The sequence below is a fragment of the Streptomyces sp. NPDC127106 genome (assembly GCF_042677605.1).
Taxonomy (GTDB): domain Bacteria; phylum Actinomycetota; class Actinomycetes; order Streptomycetales; family Streptomycetaceae; genus Streptomyces.
Genome location: NZ_JBHXTC010000008.1, coordinates 182,179 through 201,592 on the forward strand (window position 1 = coordinate 182,179; position 19,414 = coordinate 201,592).

The 19,414-nt window shown below is 74.4% G+C and carries 18 protein-coding genes; 7 read left to right on the forward strand and 11 right to left on the reverse strand.

The window, feature by feature from the left end:
- Nucleotides 1-42: 42 nt before the first annotated feature.
- Together ACFVGY_RS11340 and ACFVGY_RS11345 are read left to right on the forward strand one after the other, a co-directional pair.
- The gene (locus tag ACFVGY_RS11340; protein ID WP_385674432.1) at nt 43-1,755 is read left to right on the forward strand and encodes a hypothetical protein; all 1,713 of its coding nucleotides are present in this window, start codon (nt 43-45) and stop codon (nt 1,753-1,755) included.
- Between the two features lie 180 nt (nt 1,756-1,935).
- The gene (locus tag ACFVGY_RS11345) at nt 1,936-2,445 is read left to right on the forward strand and encodes a CAP domain-containing protein (RefSeq protein ID WP_385674435.1); all 510 of its coding nucleotides are present in this window, start codon (nt 1,936-1,938) and stop codon (nt 2,443-2,445) included.
- 126 nt (nt 2,446-2,571) lie between these two features.
- Here the strand turns inward: ACFVGY_RS11345 and ACFVGY_RS11350 are convergent, their stop codons facing one another.
- Entirely contained in the window at nt 2,572-3,144 is a 573-nt protein-coding gene (locus tag ACFVGY_RS11350; RefSeq protein ID WP_385674438.1) for an Lrp/AsnC family transcriptional regulator, read from the reverse strand.
- Between the two features lie 202 nt (nt 3,145-3,346).
- On the opposite strand from ACFVGY_RS11350, the gene pdhA reads away from it, so the two are divergent.
- Genes pdhA through ACFVGY_RS11365 form a run of 3 tightly spaced genes read left to right on the forward strand, consistent with a single transcriptional unit; the run spans nt 3,347 to nt 6,839 of the window.
- Entirely contained in the window at nt 3,347-4,483 is a 1,137-nt protein-coding gene (pdhA, locus tag ACFVGY_RS11355) for a pyruvate dehydrogenase (acetyl-transferring) E1 component subunit alpha (RefSeq protein WP_385674441.1), read from the forward strand.
- Nucleotides 4,480-5,478 carry an alpha-ketoacid dehydrogenase subunit beta gene (locus ACFVGY_RS11360; RefSeq protein WP_385674444.1) on the forward strand — a complete coding sequence of 333 codons (999 nt, stop codon included), beginning with the start codon at nt 4,480-4,482 and terminating at the stop codon, nt 5,476-5,478. Before pdhA ends, ACFVGY_RS11360 begins: the two co-directional genes overlap by 4 nt.
- Nucleotides 5,478-6,839: a dihydrolipoamide acetyltransferase family protein gene (locus ACFVGY_RS11365; protein ID WP_385674447.1), complete on the forward strand. Its 1,362-nt coding sequence runs from the start codon at nt 5,478-5,480 to the stop codon at nt 6,837-6,839. The genes ACFVGY_RS11360 and ACFVGY_RS11365 overlap by 1 nt, the downstream gene beginning before the upstream one ends.
- A 37-nt stretch (nt 6,840-6,876) precedes the next feature.
- Here ACFVGY_RS11365 and ACFVGY_RS11370 read toward each other — a convergent pair whose 3' ends face one another.
- A complete protein-coding gene (locus ACFVGY_RS11370; RefSeq protein ID WP_385674450.1) occupies nt 6,877-8,034 on the reverse strand; it encodes an FAD-dependent monooxygenase in 1,158 nt (385 codons plus the stop codon).
- Between the two features lie 75 nt (nt 8,035-8,109).
- On the opposite strand from ACFVGY_RS11370, the gene ACFVGY_RS11375 reads away from it, so the two are divergent.
- Nucleotides 8,110-8,667, forward strand: a complete 558-nt coding sequence (locus ACFVGY_RS11375) for a TetR/AcrR family transcriptional regulator (protein WP_385674453.1) — start codon at nt 8,110-8,112, stop codon at nt 8,665-8,667.
- A gap of 24 nt (nt 8,668-8,691) precedes the next feature.
- On the opposite strand, the gene ACFVGY_RS11380 is transcribed toward ACFVGY_RS11375, so the two are convergent.
- Nucleotides 8,692-9,669: an NAD(P)H-quinone oxidoreductase gene (locus ACFVGY_RS11380; RefSeq protein ID WP_385674456.1), complete on the reverse strand. Its 978-nt coding sequence runs from the start codon at nt 9,667-9,669 to the stop codon at nt 8,692-8,694.
- A 150-nt stretch (nt 9,670-9,819) separates the two neighbouring features.
- On the opposite strand from ACFVGY_RS11380, the gene ACFVGY_RS11385 reads away from it, so the two are divergent.
- Nucleotides 9,820-10,401: an RICIN domain-containing protein gene (locus tag ACFVGY_RS11385; RefSeq protein WP_385674459.1), complete on the forward strand. Its 582-nt coding sequence runs from the start codon at nt 9,820-9,822 to the stop codon at nt 10,399-10,401.
- Nucleotide 10,402: 1 nt separating this feature from the next.
- Here the strand turns inward: ACFVGY_RS11385 and ACFVGY_RS11390 are convergent, their stop codons facing one another.
- The 8 genes from ACFVGY_RS11390 to ACFVGY_RS11425 form a co-directional block, all read right to left on the reverse strand.
- Nucleotides 10,403-11,497 carry a potassium channel family protein gene (locus tag ACFVGY_RS11390; RefSeq protein WP_385674462.1) on the reverse strand — a complete coding sequence of 365 codons (1,095 nt, stop codon included), beginning with the start codon at nt 11,495-11,497 and terminating at the stop codon, nt 10,403-10,405.
- Nucleotides 11,485-12,795 carry a molybdopterin molybdotransferase MoeA gene (locus tag ACFVGY_RS11395; protein WP_385674465.1) on the reverse strand — a complete coding sequence of 437 codons (1,311 nt, stop codon included), beginning with the start codon at nt 12,793-12,795 and terminating at the stop codon, nt 11,485-11,487. Before ACFVGY_RS11395 ends, ACFVGY_RS11390 begins: the two co-directional genes overlap by 13 nt.
- Nucleotides 12,792-13,685: an NTP transferase domain-containing protein gene (locus ACFVGY_RS11400; protein WP_385674468.1), complete on the reverse strand. Its 894-nt coding sequence runs from the start codon at nt 13,683-13,685 to the stop codon at nt 12,792-12,794. Before ACFVGY_RS11400 ends, ACFVGY_RS11395 begins: the two co-directional genes overlap by 4 nt.
- A 215-nt stretch (nt 13,686-13,900) precedes the next feature.
- A complete protein-coding gene (locus ACFVGY_RS11405; protein ID WP_385674470.1) occupies nt 13,901-14,440 on the reverse strand; it encodes a bacterial proteasome activator family protein in 540 nt (179 codons plus the stop codon).
- 94 nt (nt 14,441-14,534) lie between these two features.
- On the reverse strand, nt 14,535-17,348 hold the full coding sequence (locus ACFVGY_RS11410; RefSeq protein WP_385674473.1) for an FtsX-like permease family protein: 2,814 nt from the start codon (nt 17,346-17,348) through the stop codon (nt 14,535-14,537).
- A complete protein-coding gene (locus tag ACFVGY_RS11415; protein WP_385674476.1) occupies nt 17,345-18,088 on the reverse strand; it encodes an ABC transporter ATP-binding protein in 744 nt (247 codons plus the stop codon). The genes ACFVGY_RS11410 and ACFVGY_RS11415 overlap by 4 nt, the downstream gene beginning before the upstream one ends.
- Before the next feature lie 26 nt (nt 18,089-18,114).
- Nucleotides 18,115-18,771, reverse strand: a complete 657-nt coding sequence (locus ACFVGY_RS11420) for a PadR family transcriptional regulator (RefSeq protein WP_385674479.1) — start codon at nt 18,769-18,771, stop codon at nt 18,115-18,117.
- 107 nt (nt 18,772-18,878) lie between these two features.
- Nucleotides 18,879-19,388, reverse strand: a complete 510-nt coding sequence (locus ACFVGY_RS11425) for a hypothetical protein (RefSeq protein ID WP_385674482.1) — start codon at nt 19,386-19,388, stop codon at nt 18,879-18,881.
- Nucleotides 19,389-19,414: the final 26 nt, after the last annotated feature.

The following is a 19,414-nucleotide window of genomic DNA, read 5'->3' on the forward strand; positions in this document are numbered from 1 at the left end:
GTGTTCAAAAGTGGGGGACCGGTGCGCAATCGCCGTCTTGCAATGTCCGCTGCCGTCGCCGTGGCGGCCAGCCTCGGAACGGCCCTGGCGCCGGCGGCGGCCCAGGCCGCTCCCGCCGCGACCTCGGCCAAGGTGAAGCCCGTACCGGGCGTGGACGCGGGCAAGCTGGCCAAGCCCGAGGCGAAGACCTTCCACAGCCCCGCCGAGCGCTCGGTCCGCAAGACCCTGCGCACGGCCAAGGGCCGGACGGCCGAGGCGGCTCCGCAGGCGGACACCGCCACCGGGGCCGCCGGTGCCGCCACCGCCACCACCGCGGGCACCGGCAACCCGGACCTCGCCGTCGTCCTCAACGCCAAGCCGACGTCCGCGCACGGCATCGAGCTGCAGTCCTCGATCGTGAGCGCCCCGGGCGCCACGCTGAAGGTCACCCTCGACTGGGGCGACGGGTCGGTGGACGTCGCCGACGGCGCCCCCGGCCTGGAGGTGACGAGCCAGCACCGCTACGCCGAGCTGGGCGAGTACAACGTCAAGGTCACCGTGACGGATGCGACGAACCAGGTCGAGGTCGTCAACGAGCTCCCGCTCTCGACGGTGGGCTCGGACTTCACCCCGCACGTCCCGACCCGTCTGCTGGACACCCGCAACGGGACCGGTGCGACGGCGGCCAAGGTCGCGCCGTACAGCTCGACCCGCGTGAAGATCGTCGGCAACGCGAAGATCCCGGCCGGTGCCGGCGCCGTCGCCCTGAACGTCACCGCCACCAACTCCACCAGCGGCGGCCACGTGACGGCCTTCGCGTCCGGCGGCAAGCGCCCGACCACCTCGAACCTCAACTTCGAGCCCGGTCAGACCGTCCCGAACATGGTGATCGTGCCGGTCGGCAAGGACGGGTACGTCGAGCTGTACAACGGCGGCTGGGAGTCGATCGACCTCATCGCCGACGTCACCGGCTACTTCACCCGCACCGCGTCCAGCGGCTACACCCCGATGACGCCGGTCCGTTTCGTGGACACCCGCGCGGGTCTCGGCGCGGCACGCGCCCAGGTCCCGGGCCAGGGCACGATCGGCACCCAGATCAGCGGCCTGCGGGGCGTCCCGAACGGCATCACCGCCGCGGCGCTGAACGTGACCGTCACCAACCCGCGGGAGGACGGCCACCTGACGGTCTTCCCGAGCAACGTGCAGCAGGCCCCGACCACCTCGAACCTGAACTTCCGGGCGGGCCAGACCGTCGCCAACTCGGTGATCGTCCCGGTGGGCCCCGACGGCAGCATCAAGATCCGCAACGGCGCCTGGGCCGGGATCGACGTCGTCGTCGACGTCGTCGGCTACTACAGCCCCGACAGCCAGGGCGCGTACATGCCGGTGGCCCCGAGCCGCATGGTCGACACGCGGGACCCGCAGGAATGGGGCAGCGAGCCGCTGCCCGGCCGCAACTACATCTGGCTCGCGGTCTCCCACAAGGAGCAGGGCATCGCCGGATACATCATGAACACCACCGTGACCAGCCCCGCCGAGGCAGGTTTCCTGTCGGTCGCGCCGGACCCGAACACGCCCGACGACTACCTGAACGACACCGTCACCGTCCCGGTGCGGCCCACCGCGTCCAGCCTGAACTGGGCGGCGGGCAAGACCGTCGCGAACCTGGCCCAGGCGAGCTCCGGCGGCACCAACGGCGTCATCGACTTCTGGAACCAGAGCTGGGGTCCGATCCACCTGATCGTCGACATCTTCGGCTACTACGAGACGAAGTAGCCCCCGCGGCGGCGGCCCGGTCCCCGTATGGCGACCGGGCCGCCCCGATGGCAGCCTGGAAGGGAAGTTCCAGGCGACCGGTCGCCACCTCCGCACCGCTGCACCCCAGTTCGTTTCCGCGGGAGGTGGACCCTCGTGACAAGCCGTGCTTCGCGAACCCGTTGTCTTCTCGGCCCCCTCGTGGCCGCCGCACTCTCCGCCGCGCTGGTACCCGTCGCGGCGCCTCCGGCGACGGCCCAGGGCTGCGACACCTCCGTGGTGTGCCTCATCAACGTCCAGCGCACCAGCCGCGGGCTGCCGGCCCTGACCGTCAACCAGCCGCTGACGAGCGCGGCCCGGCAGCACGCCGTGGCCGCCGTGCAGCAGAAGTGGTGGGGTCCGGGCAAGAACCCGCACACCAACCCGCAGACGGGTTCGACGCCGGAGAGCCGCATCGTCGCGGCCGGCTACTGCCCGAACCCCCGGTCGTGGGCGTTCGGCGAGATCACCTACACCGGCTGGGGCACCGGGGGGAGCCCGAAGGCCGCCGTGAACTGGTGGATGAACAGCCCGGGCCACCGGTCGCTCATCCTCGACGGCTCCCTGCGCGACGTCGGCGCCTGGGCCCAGGCCGGTGCGGCCGACCCTGCCGGAGCCGGCGCCGCCAACGCCTACACCTACGTGGTCACCTTCGGCCGCTGCCAACGGTGATCCGACCGGATCCGGCCCGCCGCCGGCCGTCCGCCGCGCGGTCCGGTACATCGCCGCGCGGCCCGGTACGTCGACCGCGCGGCCCGGTCCGTCCTCCGCGCCGTCCGGCCCCTGCGTGGGGGCCCGCTACTCCTCCGGGAGGGCCGGGCCGGCGCCGCCGGCCTCGCGGGCCGGGTCGAGCAGATCCGTTTCCTCGAAGACCAGCAGCGTGCGCGTGGAGAGGACCTCCGGAATGGCCTGGAGGCGGGTGAGGACCAGCTCGCGCAGGGTCCGGTTGTCGGGGGTGTGGACCAGCAGCAGGACGTCGAAATCTCCGCTGACCAGGGCGATGTGGGCGGCGCCGGGCAGTTCGCGGAGCTTTTCGCGCACCGTCCGCCAGGAGTTCTGGACGATCTTCAGGGTGATATAGGCAGAGGCGCCCTGACCTGCCCGTTCGTGGTTGACGCGGGCCGTGAACCCGCGGATCACCCCGTCGTCGATGAGCCGGTTGATCCGGGCGTAGGCGTTCGCGCGCGAGACGTGGACCTGCTCGGCCACCGACCGTATCGAGGCGCGGCCGTCCGCCTGGAGCAGCCGCATGATCGACCGGTCGATGGGGTCCAGCGGGCGGGGCGGGGCGGACGGGACCTGCGGGCCGGAGGCGGCACCTCCCGCCGGGACCGGTGCGGAACCGCTGGCGGCCATTTGTTCATCCGGCATTGCCCACTGCCTCCCTGTCCTGGACATCCTGCATCCATCCCAAGGGCCCGGCGCCAGTTTGTCCACAGCCTGGAGTCGCCTGTAGCCAAATTGCGCCATCGACCGAACAATCGGTTGGTGAGGCGCCTCACGTTCCCAGTTACCGCTGGGGTGCCGCCAGAGGTGCTCCCTGCCCGCTTCCCAAGAGGAGGTGTACGCCGCCATGACGGTCCAAGAGCTGCCCGGTGCCGGGGCGTCCCACCGATCCGCCACCCCGCCCGCATGGAGTCCGCGCACGGACCCCGCCCCGCTGCTCCCGGACCCCGAGCCGTACCGGGTGCTGGGCACGCCGGCCGCCGAGAAGCTCGACCCCGAGCTGATGCGCCGCTGCTACGCCGAACTGGTGCGGGGGCGTCGTTACAACGCGCAGGCCACGGCCCTCACCCGGCAGGGCCGCCTCGCGGTGTACCCCTCCACGGTCGGCCAGGAGGCCTGCGAGATCGCGGCCGCGCTGGTCCTCCAGGAGCAGGACTGGCTCTTCCCCAGCTACCGCGACACCCTCGCGGCCGTGGCGCGCGGCCTTGACCCCGTACAGGCGCTGACCCTGCTGCGCGGCGACTGGCACACCGGCTACGACCCCCGCGAGCACCGGATCGCCCCGCTGTCGACCCCGCTCGCCACCCAGCTGCCGCACGCGGTGGGCCTGGCGCACGCCGCGCGGCTGCGCGGTGACGACGTCGTCGCCCTCGCCATGATCGGCGACGGCGGCACCAGCGAGGGCGACTTCCACGAGGCCCTGAACTTCGCGGCCGTCTGGCAGGCCCCGGTGGTCTTCCTCGTCCAGAACAACGGCTTCGCCATCTCCGTACCGCTCGCCAAGCAGACCGCCGCCCCGACGCTGGCCCACAAGGCCGTCGGCTACGGCATGCCCGGCCGCCTCGTCGACGGCAACGACATCGCCGCGGTGCACGAGGTGCTGTCCGAGGCGGTCCGGCGGGCCCGGTCCGGCGGCGGCCCGACGCTGATCGAGGCCGTCACGTACCGCATGGAAGCCCACACGAACGCCGACGACGCGACCCGCTACCGCGGTGACGCCGAGGTCGAGGCATGGAAGGCGCACGACCCGGTGGAGCTGCTGGAGCGCGAGCTGACCGCCCGCGGCGTCCTCGACGCGGCGGGCATCGCGGCCGCCAAGGAGGCGGCCGAGCAGATGGCGGCCGCCCTGCGCGAGCGGATGAACGCGGACCCGGTCCTGAACCCGATGGACCTGTTCGAGCACGTCTACGCGGAGCAGACCGGCCAGCTGCGCGAGCAGGCGGACATGCTGCGGGCCGAGCTCGAGGCGGAGGAGCAGTCGTGACCACGGTGGCGGCGAAGCCCGCGACGATGGCGCAGGCCCTGAACCGGGCCATGCGCGACGCCATGGCCGAGGACCCGACGGTCCACGTCATGGGTGAGGACGTCGGCACCCTCGGCGGCGTCTTCCGCATCACGGACGGCCTCGCGAAGGAGTTCGGCGAGGACCGCTGCACGGACACCCCGCTCGCGGAGGCCGGCATCCTCGGCACCGCGGTCGGCATGGCCATGTACGGGCTGCGGCCGGTCGTCGAGATGCAGTTCGACGCGTTCGCCTACCCGGCGTTCGAGCAGCTCATCTCGCACGTGGCGCGCATGCGCAACCGCACGCGCGGCGCGATGCCGCTGCCGATCACCATCCGCGTGCCCTACGGCGGCGGGATCGGCGGCGTCGAGCACCACAGCGACTCCTCCGAGGCGTACTACATCGCCACCCCCGGCCTGCACGTGGTGACCCCGGCGACCGTCGAGGACGCGTACGGGCTGCTGCGGGCGTCGATCGCGAGTGACGACCCGGTGGTCTTCCTGGAGCCGAAGCGGCTCTACTGGTCGAAGGCCGACTGGAACCCGGAGGCGCCCGCCACCGTGCCGGGCATCGGCACGGCGCAGGTCCGGCGCACGGGCACGAGCGCGACGCTGATCACGTACGGACCCTCCCTCCCGGTGTGCCTGGAGGCGGCCGAGGCGGCCCGCGAGGAGGGCTGGGACCTGGAGGTCCTCGACCTGCGCTCGCTGGTGCCGCTCGACGAGGAGACCGTCATGGCCGCCGTGCGCCGTACCGGGCGCGCGGTCGTGGTGCACGAGGCGAACGGCTTCGGCGGACCGGGCGCGGAGCTCGCCGCCCGCATCCAGGAGAAGTGCTTCCACCACCTGGAGGCGCCGGTGCTGCGCGTGACGGGCTTCGACATCCCGTACCCGCCGCCGATGCTGGAGAAGCACCACCTGCCCGGTGTGGACCGGATCCTGGACACCGTGGCCCGCCTGCAGTGGGAGAACTGATGGCGCAGGTAATGGAGTTCAAGCTCCCCGACCTCGGGGAGGGACTGACCGAGGCCGAGATCGTCCGCTGGCTGGTGGCGGTCGGCGACGTCGTCGCCGTCGACCAGCCCGTGGTCGAGGTCGAGACGGCCAAGGCGATGGTGGAGGTGCCGTGCCCCTACGGCGGTGTGGTCACCGCCCGCTTCGGGGAGGAGGGCACGGAACTCCCCGTCGGGGCACCGCTGATCACAGTGGCGGTGGGTGCGGGTGCGGCTGATGCGGTCGCCGTGGCCGGTGCGGGCGAGGGGACGGAGCCGGAGGCTTCCGGTTCCGGCAACGTCCTGGTCGGCTACGGCACGGACCACTCCCGCCCGGCGCGTCGGAGGCGGGTGCGACCGGGCTCCGCCGCGCCGGCTCCCGCCCCTGCGGCCGCGTCCCGGCCCGTCGCGGCCGCTCCGGTGGCTGCTGCGGCTCCGGCTCCGGTGGCCGTCGCCGCCCCGGCGGCCCTGGTCACCGGGCCCGTGCCGGTGATCTCGCCCCTGGTGCGCAAGCTCGCCCGGGACCACGGGATCGACCTGCGCGCCCTGCGCGGCTCCGGCCCCGAGGGCCTGATCCTGCGCGCGGACGTCGAGGCGGCGCTGAAGGCTCCCGCCGCGGCAGCCGCCCCTGCGGCGGCCGCCCCCGTGGCGGCGGCCGGCGAGCGCATCCCGCTCAAGGGGCTGCGCGGCGCGGTCGCCGACAAGCTCTCGCGCAGCCGCCGGGAGATCCCGGACGCCACGTGCTGGGTCGACGCCGACGCGACCGAGCTGATGGCGGCCCGGGCGGCGATGAACGCCGCGGGCGGCCCGAAGGTCTCGGTGCTCGCGCTGCTGGCCCGGATCTGCACCGCGGCGCTCGCCCGCTACCCGGAGCTCAACTCCACCGTGGACCTGGCGGCGAACGAGATCGTCCGGCTGCCCGCCGTGCACCTCGGCTTCGCCGCCCAGACCGAGCGCGGCCTGGTCGTGCCGGTCGTACGCGACGCCCAGGGGCGCAGCGCCGAGTCGCTGACGGCGGAGTTCGCCCGGATGACGGAGCTGGCCCGGACCGGGAAGCTGGCCCCGTCGGACCTCACGGGCGGCACGTTCACGCTGAACAACTACGGGGTGTTCGGGGTGGACGGGTCCACGCCGATCATCAACCACCCGGAGGCGGCCATGCTCGGGGTGGGCCGGATCGTCCCCAAGCCGTGGGTGCACCAGGGCGAGCTGGCGGTCCGCCAGGTGGTCCAGCTGTCCCTCACGTTCGACCACCGGGTCTGCGACGGCGGGGCCGCGGGCGGCTTCCTGCGGTACGTGGCCGACTGCGTGGAGTCCCCGGCGGTCCTGCTGCGCTCGCTGTAGCCGTCCGGGGCGGTACCGCCGCGGCTCCCGGTACGGGTCACCCGGCCCGTGCCGGGAGCCGCGGCGGCGTCCAGTCCGCGTGCCGCAGGATCCCGCGGACCACGGCCCCGGAGGGGGCCAGCCGCAGCGCACCGTTGCGCAGGGACACCGCCACGGGGTGGGAGAGCCGGTGGCCGAGCAGGCCGGCCCGGCGCGCCGCGCGGGCCACGGCCTGGCTGCGGGGCCGGCGTACCGCGTCGTAGCGGGTCAGTGCCGTCTCCACGTCCGGGCCGGCGGCCAGTTCGGCGGCCAGGGTGACCGCGTCCTCCAGGGCCTGGCAGGCGCCCTGGCCCAGGTTCGGCGTCATCGCGTGCGCGGCGTCCCCGAGCAGCGCCACCCGGCCCGCGGCGTAGGCCGGCAGCGGGGTCGCCAGCTCGTGGATGTCGTGGTGCAGCACGTCCTCGGGCCGGGTGGCCGCGAGCAGCCGGGCGACCGGTTCCTGCCAGTGCGCGAACCGCCGCCGGAGCGCGGCCAGGGGGTCCGCGTGGCGGATGCCCGCCGGGGCGGCCAGCACCGCGTGCCATTCCGCCCGGCCGTCGGCGAACGCGATGTGCCCGAACTCGGCGCCCGGCCCCCAGGTGAGCTCGAAGTCGGTGTCCAGGGCGACCGGTTCGGCCGTGATGGCGCGCAGCACCGTGGAGCCGCTGTACACCGGGCCCGGATGGTCCGGGAAGAGCCGCGCACGGATCCCGCTGCGCACCCCGTCGGCCGCGACCACCACGTCGGGTGCCGTACCGGTCCGCCCGCCGGGTCCCTGGCCGGGTGCCGTGTCGAGCGAGCCGGTCACCCCGGTCCGCAGGCAGCCGGGCGGCAGTGCCCCGCGCAGCAGGCGGTGGAGTTCGGCGCGCGGGATGCCGGTCATGGGGATGCCGAGGGCGCGCTCCAGGGCGGCGCCGTCCATCCGGGACAGCGGGCGCCCGTCGGGGGTGCGGGTCCCGCCCGTGTACTGGCGGCGCGCGGCCCCACGGACGGCGGCCCCGACGCCGAGCGCGTCGAGGGCGCGGATGCCGTTGGCGGCGAGCGAGATGCCGGCGCCCGCGTCGTCCAGGACGGCGGACCGCTCCAGCACGGTCACCTCCCAGCCGGTGCGGTGCAGGCCGATCGCCGCCGCGAGGCCGCCGATGCCGCCGCCGATCACCAGAGCCGTGCCGTTCATGAGCACCCCTTTCTACAGATGTAGAAGCCGTGGGGGCAGCGTACCCCGGGCCTTCTACAGGTGTAGAAATGGGGGGTGAGCGAAGAACGACGCACCGTCCTGGCCGATGCCGCCATCGAGGTCCTGGCCGACGCCGGCATGCGCGGGCTGACCCACCGCGCGGTGGACCGGGCCGCCGGACTGCCCGACGGCACCACCTCGGCCTATTTCCGGACCCGCGCCGCCCTGCTGACGGCCCTCGTGCGCCGTCTCGTGGCCCGGGACCAGGCCGAGCTGCAGGCCGCCGGCGAGCGCACGCCCCCGCTCCGCACCCCGGCCGAACTGGTCGACGGACTGGCGGCACTGACCCGCGCCCGGCTCACCGGCGAGGGGCGGCGGCGCTCGCTGGCCCGCTCCGCGTGCGTGCTGGAGAGCGTCCGGGACCCCGAGCTCCGCGAGATCCTCGTGCCCCGCGACAACGCCGGCCGGACCGCCGTACGGGCCTTCCTGGCCGCGTACGGCGTCCCCGACCCGGACGCCCGTACGCAGACCCTGCTGGCCTGTGTGGACGGCCTGGTCTTCGAACACCTGGTGCAGGGCACCGAGGTCCCCGCCGACGCCTTGGAGGGGCTCGTCACCGCCGCCCTGAGGTAGGCGGCCCCGGGGCGGCCGGAGGCGTCACATCGTCAGCAGGAGCTTGCCCACGTGGGTGCTCGCCTCCATCGTCCGGTGGGCCTCGGCCACCTCCCGGACGGGGTACACGGCGTGCACGACCGGGCGGATCCGGCCGGCCGCCACCAGGGGCCACACGTGCTCCCGCACGGCCGCGACGATGGCCGCCTTCTCGGCCGGCGGCCGGGCCCGCAGCGTGGTTCCGGCGATCGCGGCCCGCTTCGACAGCAGGCTGCCCAGGTTCAGTTCGGCCTTGACCCCGCCCTGCAGCCCGATGACGGCGAGCCGTCCGTTCACGGCGAGGGCGTCGACGTTCCGTGCCAGGTACTTCGCCCCGATGATGTCCAGGATCACGTCGGCCCCGGCGCCGTCCGTCGCGGCCCGCACCTCGGCCACGAAGTCCTGCTCGCGGTAGTCGATCAGGATGTCCGCGCCCAGCTCCTTGCAGCGGGCCAGCTTCTCCGGGCCGCCGGCCGTCACCGCCACCGTCGCGCCGACGGCCTTCGCCAGCTGGATCGCCATCGTGCCGATGCCGCTGGAGCCGCCGTGCACCAGCACGGTCTCGCCGGGCCGCACGTGGGCCACCATGAACAGGTTGGACCAGACCGTGCAGGCCGCCTCCGGCAGGGCCGCCGCCGTCACCAGGTCCACGCCCTCCGGGACGGGCAGCAGTTGACCCGCCGGCACGGCCACCTGTTCGGCGTACCCGCCGCCGCTGAGCAGCGCACACACCTCGTCGCCCACGGCCCAGCCGGAGACGCCGGGGCCGACCGCGGAGATCCGCCCCGAGCACTCCAGGCCCGGGTGGGGTGAGGCGCCGGGCGGCGGGTTGTAGAACCCCTGGCGCTGCAGGACGTCGGCACGGTTGACGGCGCTCGCGGCGACGTCGACGAGGACCTCGCCCTCGCCGGGAACCGGGTCGGGGGCCTCGGCCCAGACGAGGGCCTCGGGGCCGCCGGGCTGCTCGATGGAGATCGCATGCATGGCCCGGAGCGTACGCCAACTCCCCGGTTGCGGGCCCCGTCACGGGCATCGATAGTGGGAGGGGCGTCCGACCTTGATCAGCGGCCGCCGGCAGGCCCGTCCACGCGGCGGCCGGCGCCTTTCTCGCGGCATCGAGAGAGGGGCACACCCATGCGCACGTCCCCCCGCATCCGCCGTCTGTCGACGGCTGCGACGGCCCTCGCGGCCGGCGGCCTCATGCTGCTTCCCGTTCCCGCGGCGGCCTTCCCCGCGGTGCCCGCCACGGTGCCCGCCGACCCGGGACCGGTGTCGGGGGGCTCGTTCCAGTTCGTCAACGTGCAGACCGCCAAGTGCGCGACCGTCGCGGGCGGCGTCTCCACGGCCAACAACGTCGAGCTCGTCCAGTTCAGCTGCGACACGCACCCGTCGCGCCGCTGGATCCTCACCGACTACAACGGCCGCTCGTACCGGATCTACAACGACCAGACCGACAGGTGCGCGACCGTCGCCGGCGGCGAGTCCTCCGAGAACAACGTCGGGCTCGTCCAGTTCACCTGCGACAGCCACCCCTCGCGGCGCTGGCGGGTCACCAACTGGGACAGCACCAGCGGCTCCTACCAGATCGTCAACGTGGCCACCGGCCTGTGCATGACCGTGGCCGGCGGGGTCTCCACCGACAACAACGTCGGGCTCGTGCAGTACGACTGCGACGCGCACCCGTCGCGCCGGTGGAGCCTGCGCCTCGGGGGATGACCTACTGCCCCGCGCCCTCGGACGCGGAGGCGGGCGGAACCGCGCGGACGATGGTGATGAGACGGTCCGTCAGCTGGAGCGGGCTCGCGTGCGGGTCGTCGTACGGGATCAACCGGTGGCCGCGGAGCACGCTGACCACCAGGTCGTCGGTCTCCCGCACGCTGCGGCCCACCTCGGACTTGTTGACCGGCCGCTCCATGACGTCCAGCCCGCTGCCCTGCTGGATCAGGTCCTCCATGACCGTGCCGGCGCTGGGGCTGAGGACCGAGAGCCCCAGCAGCCGCCCGGCCGCACTCGCGCTCGTGATGACGGCGTCCGCGCCCGACTGGCGCAGCAGCGGGGCGTTCTCCTCCTCGCGGACCGCGGCGACGATCTTCGCGCCGCGGTTGAGCTGCCGTGCCGTCAGGGTGACCAGGACCGCCGTGTCGTCCCGTTGGGTGGCGACGATGACCTGACGGGCCCTTTGCACCTCGGCGCGGAGCAGGACCTCGGAGCGGGTCGCGTCCCCCACCACCCCCGTGTAGCCCTCCGCGTTGGCCATGTCGACCACCTTGGAGCTGGGGTCCACGATGACGACCTGCTCCTTCCGCAGACCGGTGGCCAACAGGGTCAGCAGGGCGGAACGGCCCTTGGTGCCGAAGCCGACGACGACCGTGTGCTCGCGCAAGTTCTTCCTCCAGCGGCCCAGCCGCCACTCTTCCCTGGTCTTCTCGGTCAGCACTTCCAGGGTGGTCCCCACCAGGATGATCAGAAAGAGCACCCGCAGCGGAGTGATCAGCAGGACGTTGACCAGCCGGGCGCTGTCGCTGTGCGGGACGATGTCGCCGTAGCCGGTCGTCGACAGGGTCACCGTGGCGTAGTAGACGCTGTCGAGGAAGTCGACCTTGTCGTCCGCGTTGTCGTGGTAGCCGCCGCGGTCGAGCCAGACGATCAGGACCGTCAGGCACAGCACCAACAGCGCCATCACCACGCGCTTCGCGACCTGCCGTATCGGCTTCTCCACCACCCGCCGGGGCAGTTGGACGCGGCGCGAGACGAGGTTCTCGCCCGCTTCCCGAGCGATCGCGTCCTGGCCGGGAAGTTTCACGTGAAACATCCTCCCGAGACCCACGGCAGGTCGAGGATCTCCAGGTCCTGCCCGGCCCGCGCGCCGTGCGGCGGTACGACGGCCAGCGCGTCGGCGGCGGCGATGCCGCGCAGCATCGCCGGGCCGGTGTAGCGCAGCGGAACGGCGTGCTCGTCGGTCAGCACGACCGGGACGAGCCGGGTGTCGTACGGGTGGCCCGGGATGCCGCCCTGGACGGGGACGGCGTACCGGGGGCGCTGCCGGCGGCCCGCGAGGGCGCGCAGCAGCGGTTCGGCGAGGGTCAGCAGGCCGGAGACGGCGGCGAGCGGGTTGCCGGGCAGCCCGACGAGCAGCCGGCCCTCGGCGCGGTCACCGAGCCGGGCCAGCAGCATCGGGTGCCCGGGGCGTACGGCGACCCCGTCGACCAGCAGTTCCGCCCCCGCTCGGCGCAGGACGGGGTGGACATGGTCCACGGGCCCGGAGGCGGTGCCGCCGGTGGTGACGACCACGTCCGCGTCGGAGCGGGTGACGGCGTCCAGCAGGGCCTCGGCCCCGGCCGGGTCGTCGCCGATCCGCCGGGTGCCGGTGACCTCGGCGCCGATCCGGGTCAGCCAGGGGCCGATCATGGGGCTGAGGGCGTCACGGATCAGGCCGTCCTTCGGGCGGCCCTCGGTGAGCAGTTCGTCGCCGAGCACCAGGACCTCCACGCGGGGCCGGGGCCGGGTGGCGAGCTCGTCGTACCCGGCGGCCGCGGCGAGGCCGAGCACGGCCGGAGTGACGAGGGACCCGGCGGGCAGCATCAGGTCGCCGGAGCGGCACTCCTGGCCGCGCGGGCGGATGTCCTGGCCGGTCTGCACCGGCCGGTCGGCGTGGAGCTGGGTGCCGGACTCCCGGGAGTGCTCGCTGCGGAGCACGGCGGTGGTGTCGGCGGGGACCCGGGCGCCGGTGGCGATCCGTACGGCCTCCCCGTCGGCCAGCGGCCCGGGGCGTTCGGCGCCGGCCAGCACCCCCTCGCCGGGGCGGACGGTCCAGGGGCCGGGCCCGGCGACGGCCCAGCCGTCCATGGCCGAGGTGTCGAAGGACGGCAGGTCGGTCAGGGCCTCCAGGGGCTGGTCCAGCACCTCCCCGAGCGCCTCGGCCAGGGGCACGCGGTGGATGCGGGCCCGGACACCGGATCCGGCGCGGGCAGCGGCCTCGCGGGCCTGGGTCCAGCCGAGGGCGCGGTGCCCGCCGGCTCCCGGGCCGGGGCCGTCCGCGGGGGTGCGGCTGACCAGGGCGAGGGCCTCGTCGAGGGCTTCCATGGCGTGGTCGGAGTCGGTGGGGCTCATCCCGGGGTGCTCTCTCCGGCCCCGGCGCCGCCGGCCTCGGCGGCCCAGCGCAGGGCGAGGTCGGCGGCCTTGCGGGAGGCCTCCGCGACGGCGGCGGCGGGGTCTGCCCCGGCGGCTTCGGCCCGGGCCGCCGCGTAGCCGACCAGGAAGGTGGTCAGCGGGGCGGCGGGCCGGGCGACGCCGTGGGCGGCATCGCGGGCGAGGTCGAGCAGGGCCTTGGTGTCGACGTCCACGTCGATGCCGAGCTCGGCCTTGGCGGCGGTGATCCATTGGTCCAGCACGTTTCCATGCTCCCTGATCCTGGCGCGGGCTGAAGCAAGATCCTCCCAGGTGTCGCAGTCGAAGGAGGCGAGCGACTGCGTGTCCGTCACGTGCGTCAGCCGCAGTTCGGCGGTGAGCGCGCGCAGGGGCAGGCCGAAGAGGGTGCCGTGTTCGGCGGCCAGCAGGGCGATCTCGCGGCGCAGCGGCTCGGCCCGGTAGGCGGCGACCAGGGGCTGGTCGCGTCCGGTGCGGTCGCGCAGCAGGGCGCCTTCCGGGTCCTCCTGGCTCCCGGCGCCCTCCGTGCCGGCCGCCGCGAGCAGGGTCCGGACGGTGGCCCGGTCGAGGAACGGCAGGTCGGCGGAGAGGACGAGGACCAGTTCGGCCGTGGTCTGCCGCAGCCCGGCGTCGAGGGCGGCCACGGGCCCGGCGCCGGGTGGGTCCTCCCGGGCCCAGTGGACCGGGCGGGCGGTGGGCCGGCGGCTTCCGACCACCACGGTGGCCGCCGCGTCGGCGCAGGCGCCGAGGACGCGGTCGAGCAGGGTACGGCCGCCCACGCGCAGACCCGGTTTGTCCGCACCACCGAGTCGCCGCGCGGCGCCGCCGGCGAGGACGATCGCGTCGTAGCTCATGCCCCGAGTATGCGCGGACCATGTCCCCGCCGGGGAACCGCACTTGCCGGGAACTGGTAACCGGGGACGGGTCTGCGGGCATCCGGTCCCGGAGGGCCGAGCCCCGGCCCCGGCCCCGGCCCCGGCCCCGAACGCGAACGGGCGGGGCCGGAGGAATTCCGGCCCCGCCCGCGCGGCACTGCCGCCCGCACGTCACTGGCGCCCGCGCGGCTCGTCTACAGGTACGGCCCCGAACGGACGGGCCGCTGCGGGCCGTCCTCGTCGTCCTCGTGGGACGCGCCGGCCGGCAGGGCCCGGCGCATCTGCTCCAGTTGGGCCCGCGCGGCCATCTGCTGCGCGAACAGGGCGGTCTGGATGCCGTGGAAGAGGCCTTCCAGCCAGCCCACCAACTGGGCCTGGGCAATGCGCAGTTCCGCCTCGGACGGCACGGCCTCCTCGGTGAACGGCAGGGAGAGCCGCTCCAGTTCCTCGACGAGCTCAGGAGCCAGGCCGTCCTCCAGCTCCTTGACCGACGCGGCGTGGATGTCCTTCAGGCGGACCCGGCTTGCCTCGTCCAGAGGCGCGGCGCGGACCTCTTCCAGAAGTTGCTTGATCATGCTGCCGATCCGCATGACCTTGGCGGGCTGTTCGACCATTTCCGTCACCGGGACCTCGCGCGACTCGTCATCGGCGCCGCCGACCGCCATCCCGTCCTGTCCCACGATCAGGACGTGCGGGGGACTGTCCTGCGACCGTTCACTCCTCGGCATCTCCATGCCTGTCATTCTCTCGCACACCTGGGTACTCAGACGGTGTGCCCCCGTACGGGCGTGATCCACCCTGTACGGGGGCGGCAACAGCGGGTGACCGTCAGGCGGCCGCGCGCCGGGCGAACCCGCCGCCGGACCTGGTCACCAGGGCCGCCAACAGAGCGGCGCCCAGCGGGACCAGGACGAGCAGCGCCCCGAGGGTCTCCCACGGCAGGACGATCGGCACGTACACCACCTCTCCCGGGCCGCCGGAGGTCTCCAGGAGGTGCTCCGTCTCGCGCCGCTGGTAGAGCCGCAGACCGACCGCGGGCAGGATCCCGGAGAGGCTGCCCAGGACGACGCCCATGGCGGCCACCAGGCCGCACTGGAAGCCGCTGAAGGCGCGCCGCACCCGCGGGGCCGCGCCGACCGCCGACAGGGTCTTCAGGTCGGCCTCGGCGTCGGTCTGGGCGAGCCCCGTCGCGATGCCCGCGGCCCCGAGGGTGACCAGGCCGGCGAAGACGGTCAGCGCGAGCAGGGCCATGTCGTCCCCGCCCTGGTAGCCGGACTCGATGAGGACGGGGGCGTCCACACCGATGCGGTCGATCTGCGCGGCCAGCTGCTGCCGCTGCCGGTCGCCGGCCGTCCCGTCCAGGACGAAGTACGAGGCGTACGGCTCGGTGGCGAGGCCGGCGGCCCGTGCGGCGGACGGCGGCAGGACGAGGGTGATGCCGTAGCCCTCGACGCCCTGGGGTGCCTGGTGCACGGCGAACACCTTGTCCTCGCCGCGCGGGTCCTCGCCGGGCCCGGTGACCGCGCGGTCCGCCTCGGCGGAGACCAGCCGCAGGGTGACCTTGCCGTCCTTGACGTCGCGCCGGTCGAACGAGACGGCCCGGCCGGACTTCAGCGCGGAGACCGTACCCGGGTCGGTGACGGCGAGGGAGGTCAGCAGCTTCTCGTCGGCGACGACCGCGTCGTAGACGGTGGAGTGCCGGGAGTCGGCGCACCGCCAGTCCCGGCGCAGTGCCTTGCGGTCCGCCGCGGTGAACGCGTCGTCCCGCAAAGGGCCTTCGTAGAGCGGGCAGCGCTGCTCCCTGGGCCGGATGATCTCGGCCCGGCCGCAGCCGGAGCCGCGCGTGGCCTGCTCGCAGTCCGGCTCGCCGACCCGGACGTGGTCCACGTCCGCCCGTACGGCCAGCGGCAGTTCCCGGCTGACGGCCTCGCGGACGGCGGCCATGGCCTTCTGGTGCCCGGGCTCGTGGAGCTCCACCTTGCCGGAACCGGCCGGCAGCTGGGCGACGTACTCGAACCGGGCCTGGGCCTCGCTGCTGTGCTCGTAGGCGGCGATCGCGACGGTGCCGGCGACGGCGGCCATGACGGCGGCCACGGCGGGCGCGGTACGGCCCCGGTTGCGCACCGCGTCGCGCAGCGCGAGCCGCGGTGACAGGGGCAGTCGGCGCCCGATCCGTCCGAACAGGCCGACCAGCACCGGAGTGAGGGCGACCAGGCCGAGCTCTGCGAGGGCGCTGCCGCCCACGACGACGGTGGCGCCCATTCCCGTGGTGCCGAGGAGGGCGATCGCGGCGCCGAGGCCGACGGCCGCGAGCCCGACGAAGGGCAGGACGCGGTTCGCCCGGCGGATGCCGCGCCGGCCGGTCAGCGAGGCCAGGACGGTCTGGCGGGAGGCGCTGACGGCCGGGACGACCGCGGCCAGCAGGCCGGTCACGACGGCGAGCAGGGCGATTCCGGCGATCTCCAGCGGGCGGATGTCGAAGCCGGCGAAGCGCACGCCGACGTACTCCTCCAGCAGCGGACGCAGGGCGACGGTGAGCAGCATGCCCGTCGCGGTGCCGAGGACGGCGGCCGCGGCGCCGATGACCAGGCCGCCGGAGAGCACGATGGCCCGGATGTGGCGCCGGTCGCCGCCATTGGCGCCGACGAGCCCGAGTTGGCGGCGGGAGCGGCGGGCGCCGACCGCGAACGCGGGCCCGGCCAGCAGGCAGATCTCCAACATGGCGAGGCCGAAGACCGTGGCGATGACGGCCATTTCGCTGCCCGGCAGCTCCGGCGTTCCGTCGTCGGAGCTTTCCATCTGGGCGTACAGGGGCACGTCGGACGGGGCCGGCGGGTTCAGGGTGACGACGCGGGACCGGACCAGCACGCCCTTGGTGTTGGCCGCCTTGACCATGTTCCACGTGAAACCTTCGGGGCCGGTCCGCACGAGGTACGCGTCGTCGGCGACGACCCCGGGCACCCCGGCGGCCCGGAGTTCCTTGTCGAGCGGGGTCAGCAGGGTCCCGGGCGGGGCGATGACCTCGTTCTTGTCGAGGTCCGAGGGCAGCTCGTACGCGCCCACGATCCGGTACCAGGTGCTCGATCCGCGGGGCGTGAACTGCGAGCCGACGAACAGGCCGGAGGTCTTCAGGAAGGCGTGGGTGGCGACGACCTCGCCGGCCTCCTCGGGCGTCCGGCCGCGGTCCAGGGTGACCATGCCCTTGACCAGCGGACTGGACAGGTCGACCTCGCGCAGCTCGGTGTCGAGCAGCCCGTACCGGGTGCGGACCTTGGCGTGGCCGCGGCTGTCCTTGAGCGATGTGGCACCGGCCGGGATCGCGGACACCAGCTGCTGCGGGTCCGGCTCGGGCGGCTCCTCGGAGGTGAAGCCGCCGGCGGGCGAGAACCCGCCGCCGTCGGGCTTCTGGTGGACGGGGGCGCCCCTGCCCGAGGAGGTCAGGACGGCATCGGCGGCACCCATCCGGCGCGCGACGGTCTCGGCGGGCGAGAGCTGGGCGCTGCGCAGGGTCAGGTCCGCCCCGCTGACCCCGATGATCGGCAGGGCGATCATCGCGAGGACGAGGGAGCTGCGGCCCTTGGCACGCCAGGCGTCGCGGCGGGCTATCCGGAGGGCCGCGACCCAGGAGTGGTAGGCCTTCATGCCCGGCCCGCCTGCCCCGAGAGCAGCGATTCGGCGTGGCTGCGCAGGGTCGAGTCGACGATGCTGCCATCGCGCAGGAAGACCACGCGGTCCGCCCAGGCGGCGAACCGCGGCTCGTGGGTGACGAGGATGCCGGCGGCTCCCGCGTCGCAGCGCGAGCGGAGCAGGGCGAGGACGGATTCCCCGGTCTCGGAGTCGAGGGCGCCGGTGGGTTCGTCGGCGAGGACCAGGCGGCGGTCGCCGACGAGGGCGCGGGCGATGGCCACGCGCTGCTGCTGGCCGCCCGACATCTCGTCGGGGAACCGGTCGGCGGCCGCGTCGAGTTGCATCTCCTCCAGGGCGGCGAGGGCGGCGGCCCGGGCCTTGCGGGCGGAGACCCCGTCGAGTTCGAGGGGCAGGGCGATGTTCTCGGCGGCGGTGAGGGCCGGGATCAGGTTGTAGTCCTGGAAGACGTAGCCGATGCTGCGGCGGCGCAGGGCGGCGAGCTGCCTGCGGCTCGCGGCGGTGATGTCGGTGCCCTCGACGAGGACGCGGCCGCCGGTGGGCCGGTCGAGGCCGCCGGCGAGGGTGAGCAGCGTGGACTTGCCGGAGCCGGACGGCCCCATGACGGCGACGAGTTCGCCGGGGTACACGGCGAGGTCGACGCCGCGCAGGGCGTGCACCTCGGTGGCGCCGGTGCCGTGCGTGCGGACGAGGTTGTCGAGCTGGAGTACGGGTTGCGCGGGGCGCTGGTCGGGCATGGGTCCCCCCTGGGACGGCGGTGTCGTCAGCTCCGCGGGGAGCGGGCGGCGCGGGACTTCGGGGCGGCGGCGCCGGAGGCGGGGCCGGCGTCGGGGTCGGTGGCCTGGGACGGGGCGGCTTCGGCTCTCCGGTCGGCCGTGAGGGAGAGCCGGACGAGCCGGGACTCGCTGTGGTCGAGCCAGCGGGCCTCGGCCTCGGTCTGGAAGATCAGCTGTTCGAGGACCAGGAGCCAGGCCACGTCGTCGCGTTCGCGGGAGTCGCCCCGCTCGACGGCGGCGAGCGCCTGCACCTTGAGCCGGGTGTAGTCCTGCATCGCCTTGATCGTGGCGTGCCGCTGGGCCTGGATGACGGCGCGGATGTCCACGCCGGGCGAGCCCACCGCCATGGCGAGCTTGATGGACAGCTCGTCGCGGGGCGGGTTGGCGCGGTCGACGGGGCGCGCGTACCACTCGCGCAGTTCGGCGCGGCCGGTGTCGGTGATGGCGTAGAGGGTGTGGCCGGCGGCGTCCTCGCCGCCGGGCGCGACGAGTCCGTCGCGTTCCAGGCGGGCGAGGGTGGTGTACACCTGCCCGACGTTGAGCGGCCAGGTGGAGCCGGTGCGGGATTCGAACTCGGTGCGCAGCTGGGAGCCGTACCGGGGTCCTTGTTCCAGCAGGGCGAGGAGGCCGTGGCGGATCGACATACCGAGTATGTATACCGAGTATGTTCGCCGCGGCAACCGTTTGCCGGCGCGGTCCGCGTGTCGCGGGTGCCCCGGCACCTGCGGGATCCGGGGCGTTCCGGTGCAGGTCAGAGGCCCTTGCGCAGCCGTGCGCCGAGGTATCCCAGGCCCAGCCCCATCAGGGCGAAGCCGGTGCCGAGCGGCAGCAGGTGTGCGGCCAGGTCGGCGGCCCGGTCGTTCGGCTCGGTGGCGAGGGCGGGATACGGATCGGCGGGGGGATGTCGTGCGGGGGGCGGTTCGGGCGCGGGCGGGGTGGCGGGCACGGGGCGGGGGTGCACCGGGGGGAAGGGGCGGGAGGCGATGACGGTCTCGGGGTTCGCCGGCTCGGCGGCGGGGCGTCCCGGCCGCACCCGCCCGACCCCGGCGACGCTGCCGGCCAGCTTCCCGTACACCTCCTCGCCGGGGGCCTCGTCCGCCGGATCGGGGGCCCGGGGAGTCGACGCGGACGCCGCGGTGAGGAGGGACGCGGAGGCGGCCGGGGCGGCGGGCGACAGCGCCGCGGCGAGCAGCACGGCCACGGCGGGCAGGTGCCGGGTCCGCGCGACCGGTGGGCGCGGCGCCCGGAGGCTTCGGTGCACGGGGAGCCCCTCCCATCCGTGGGGGT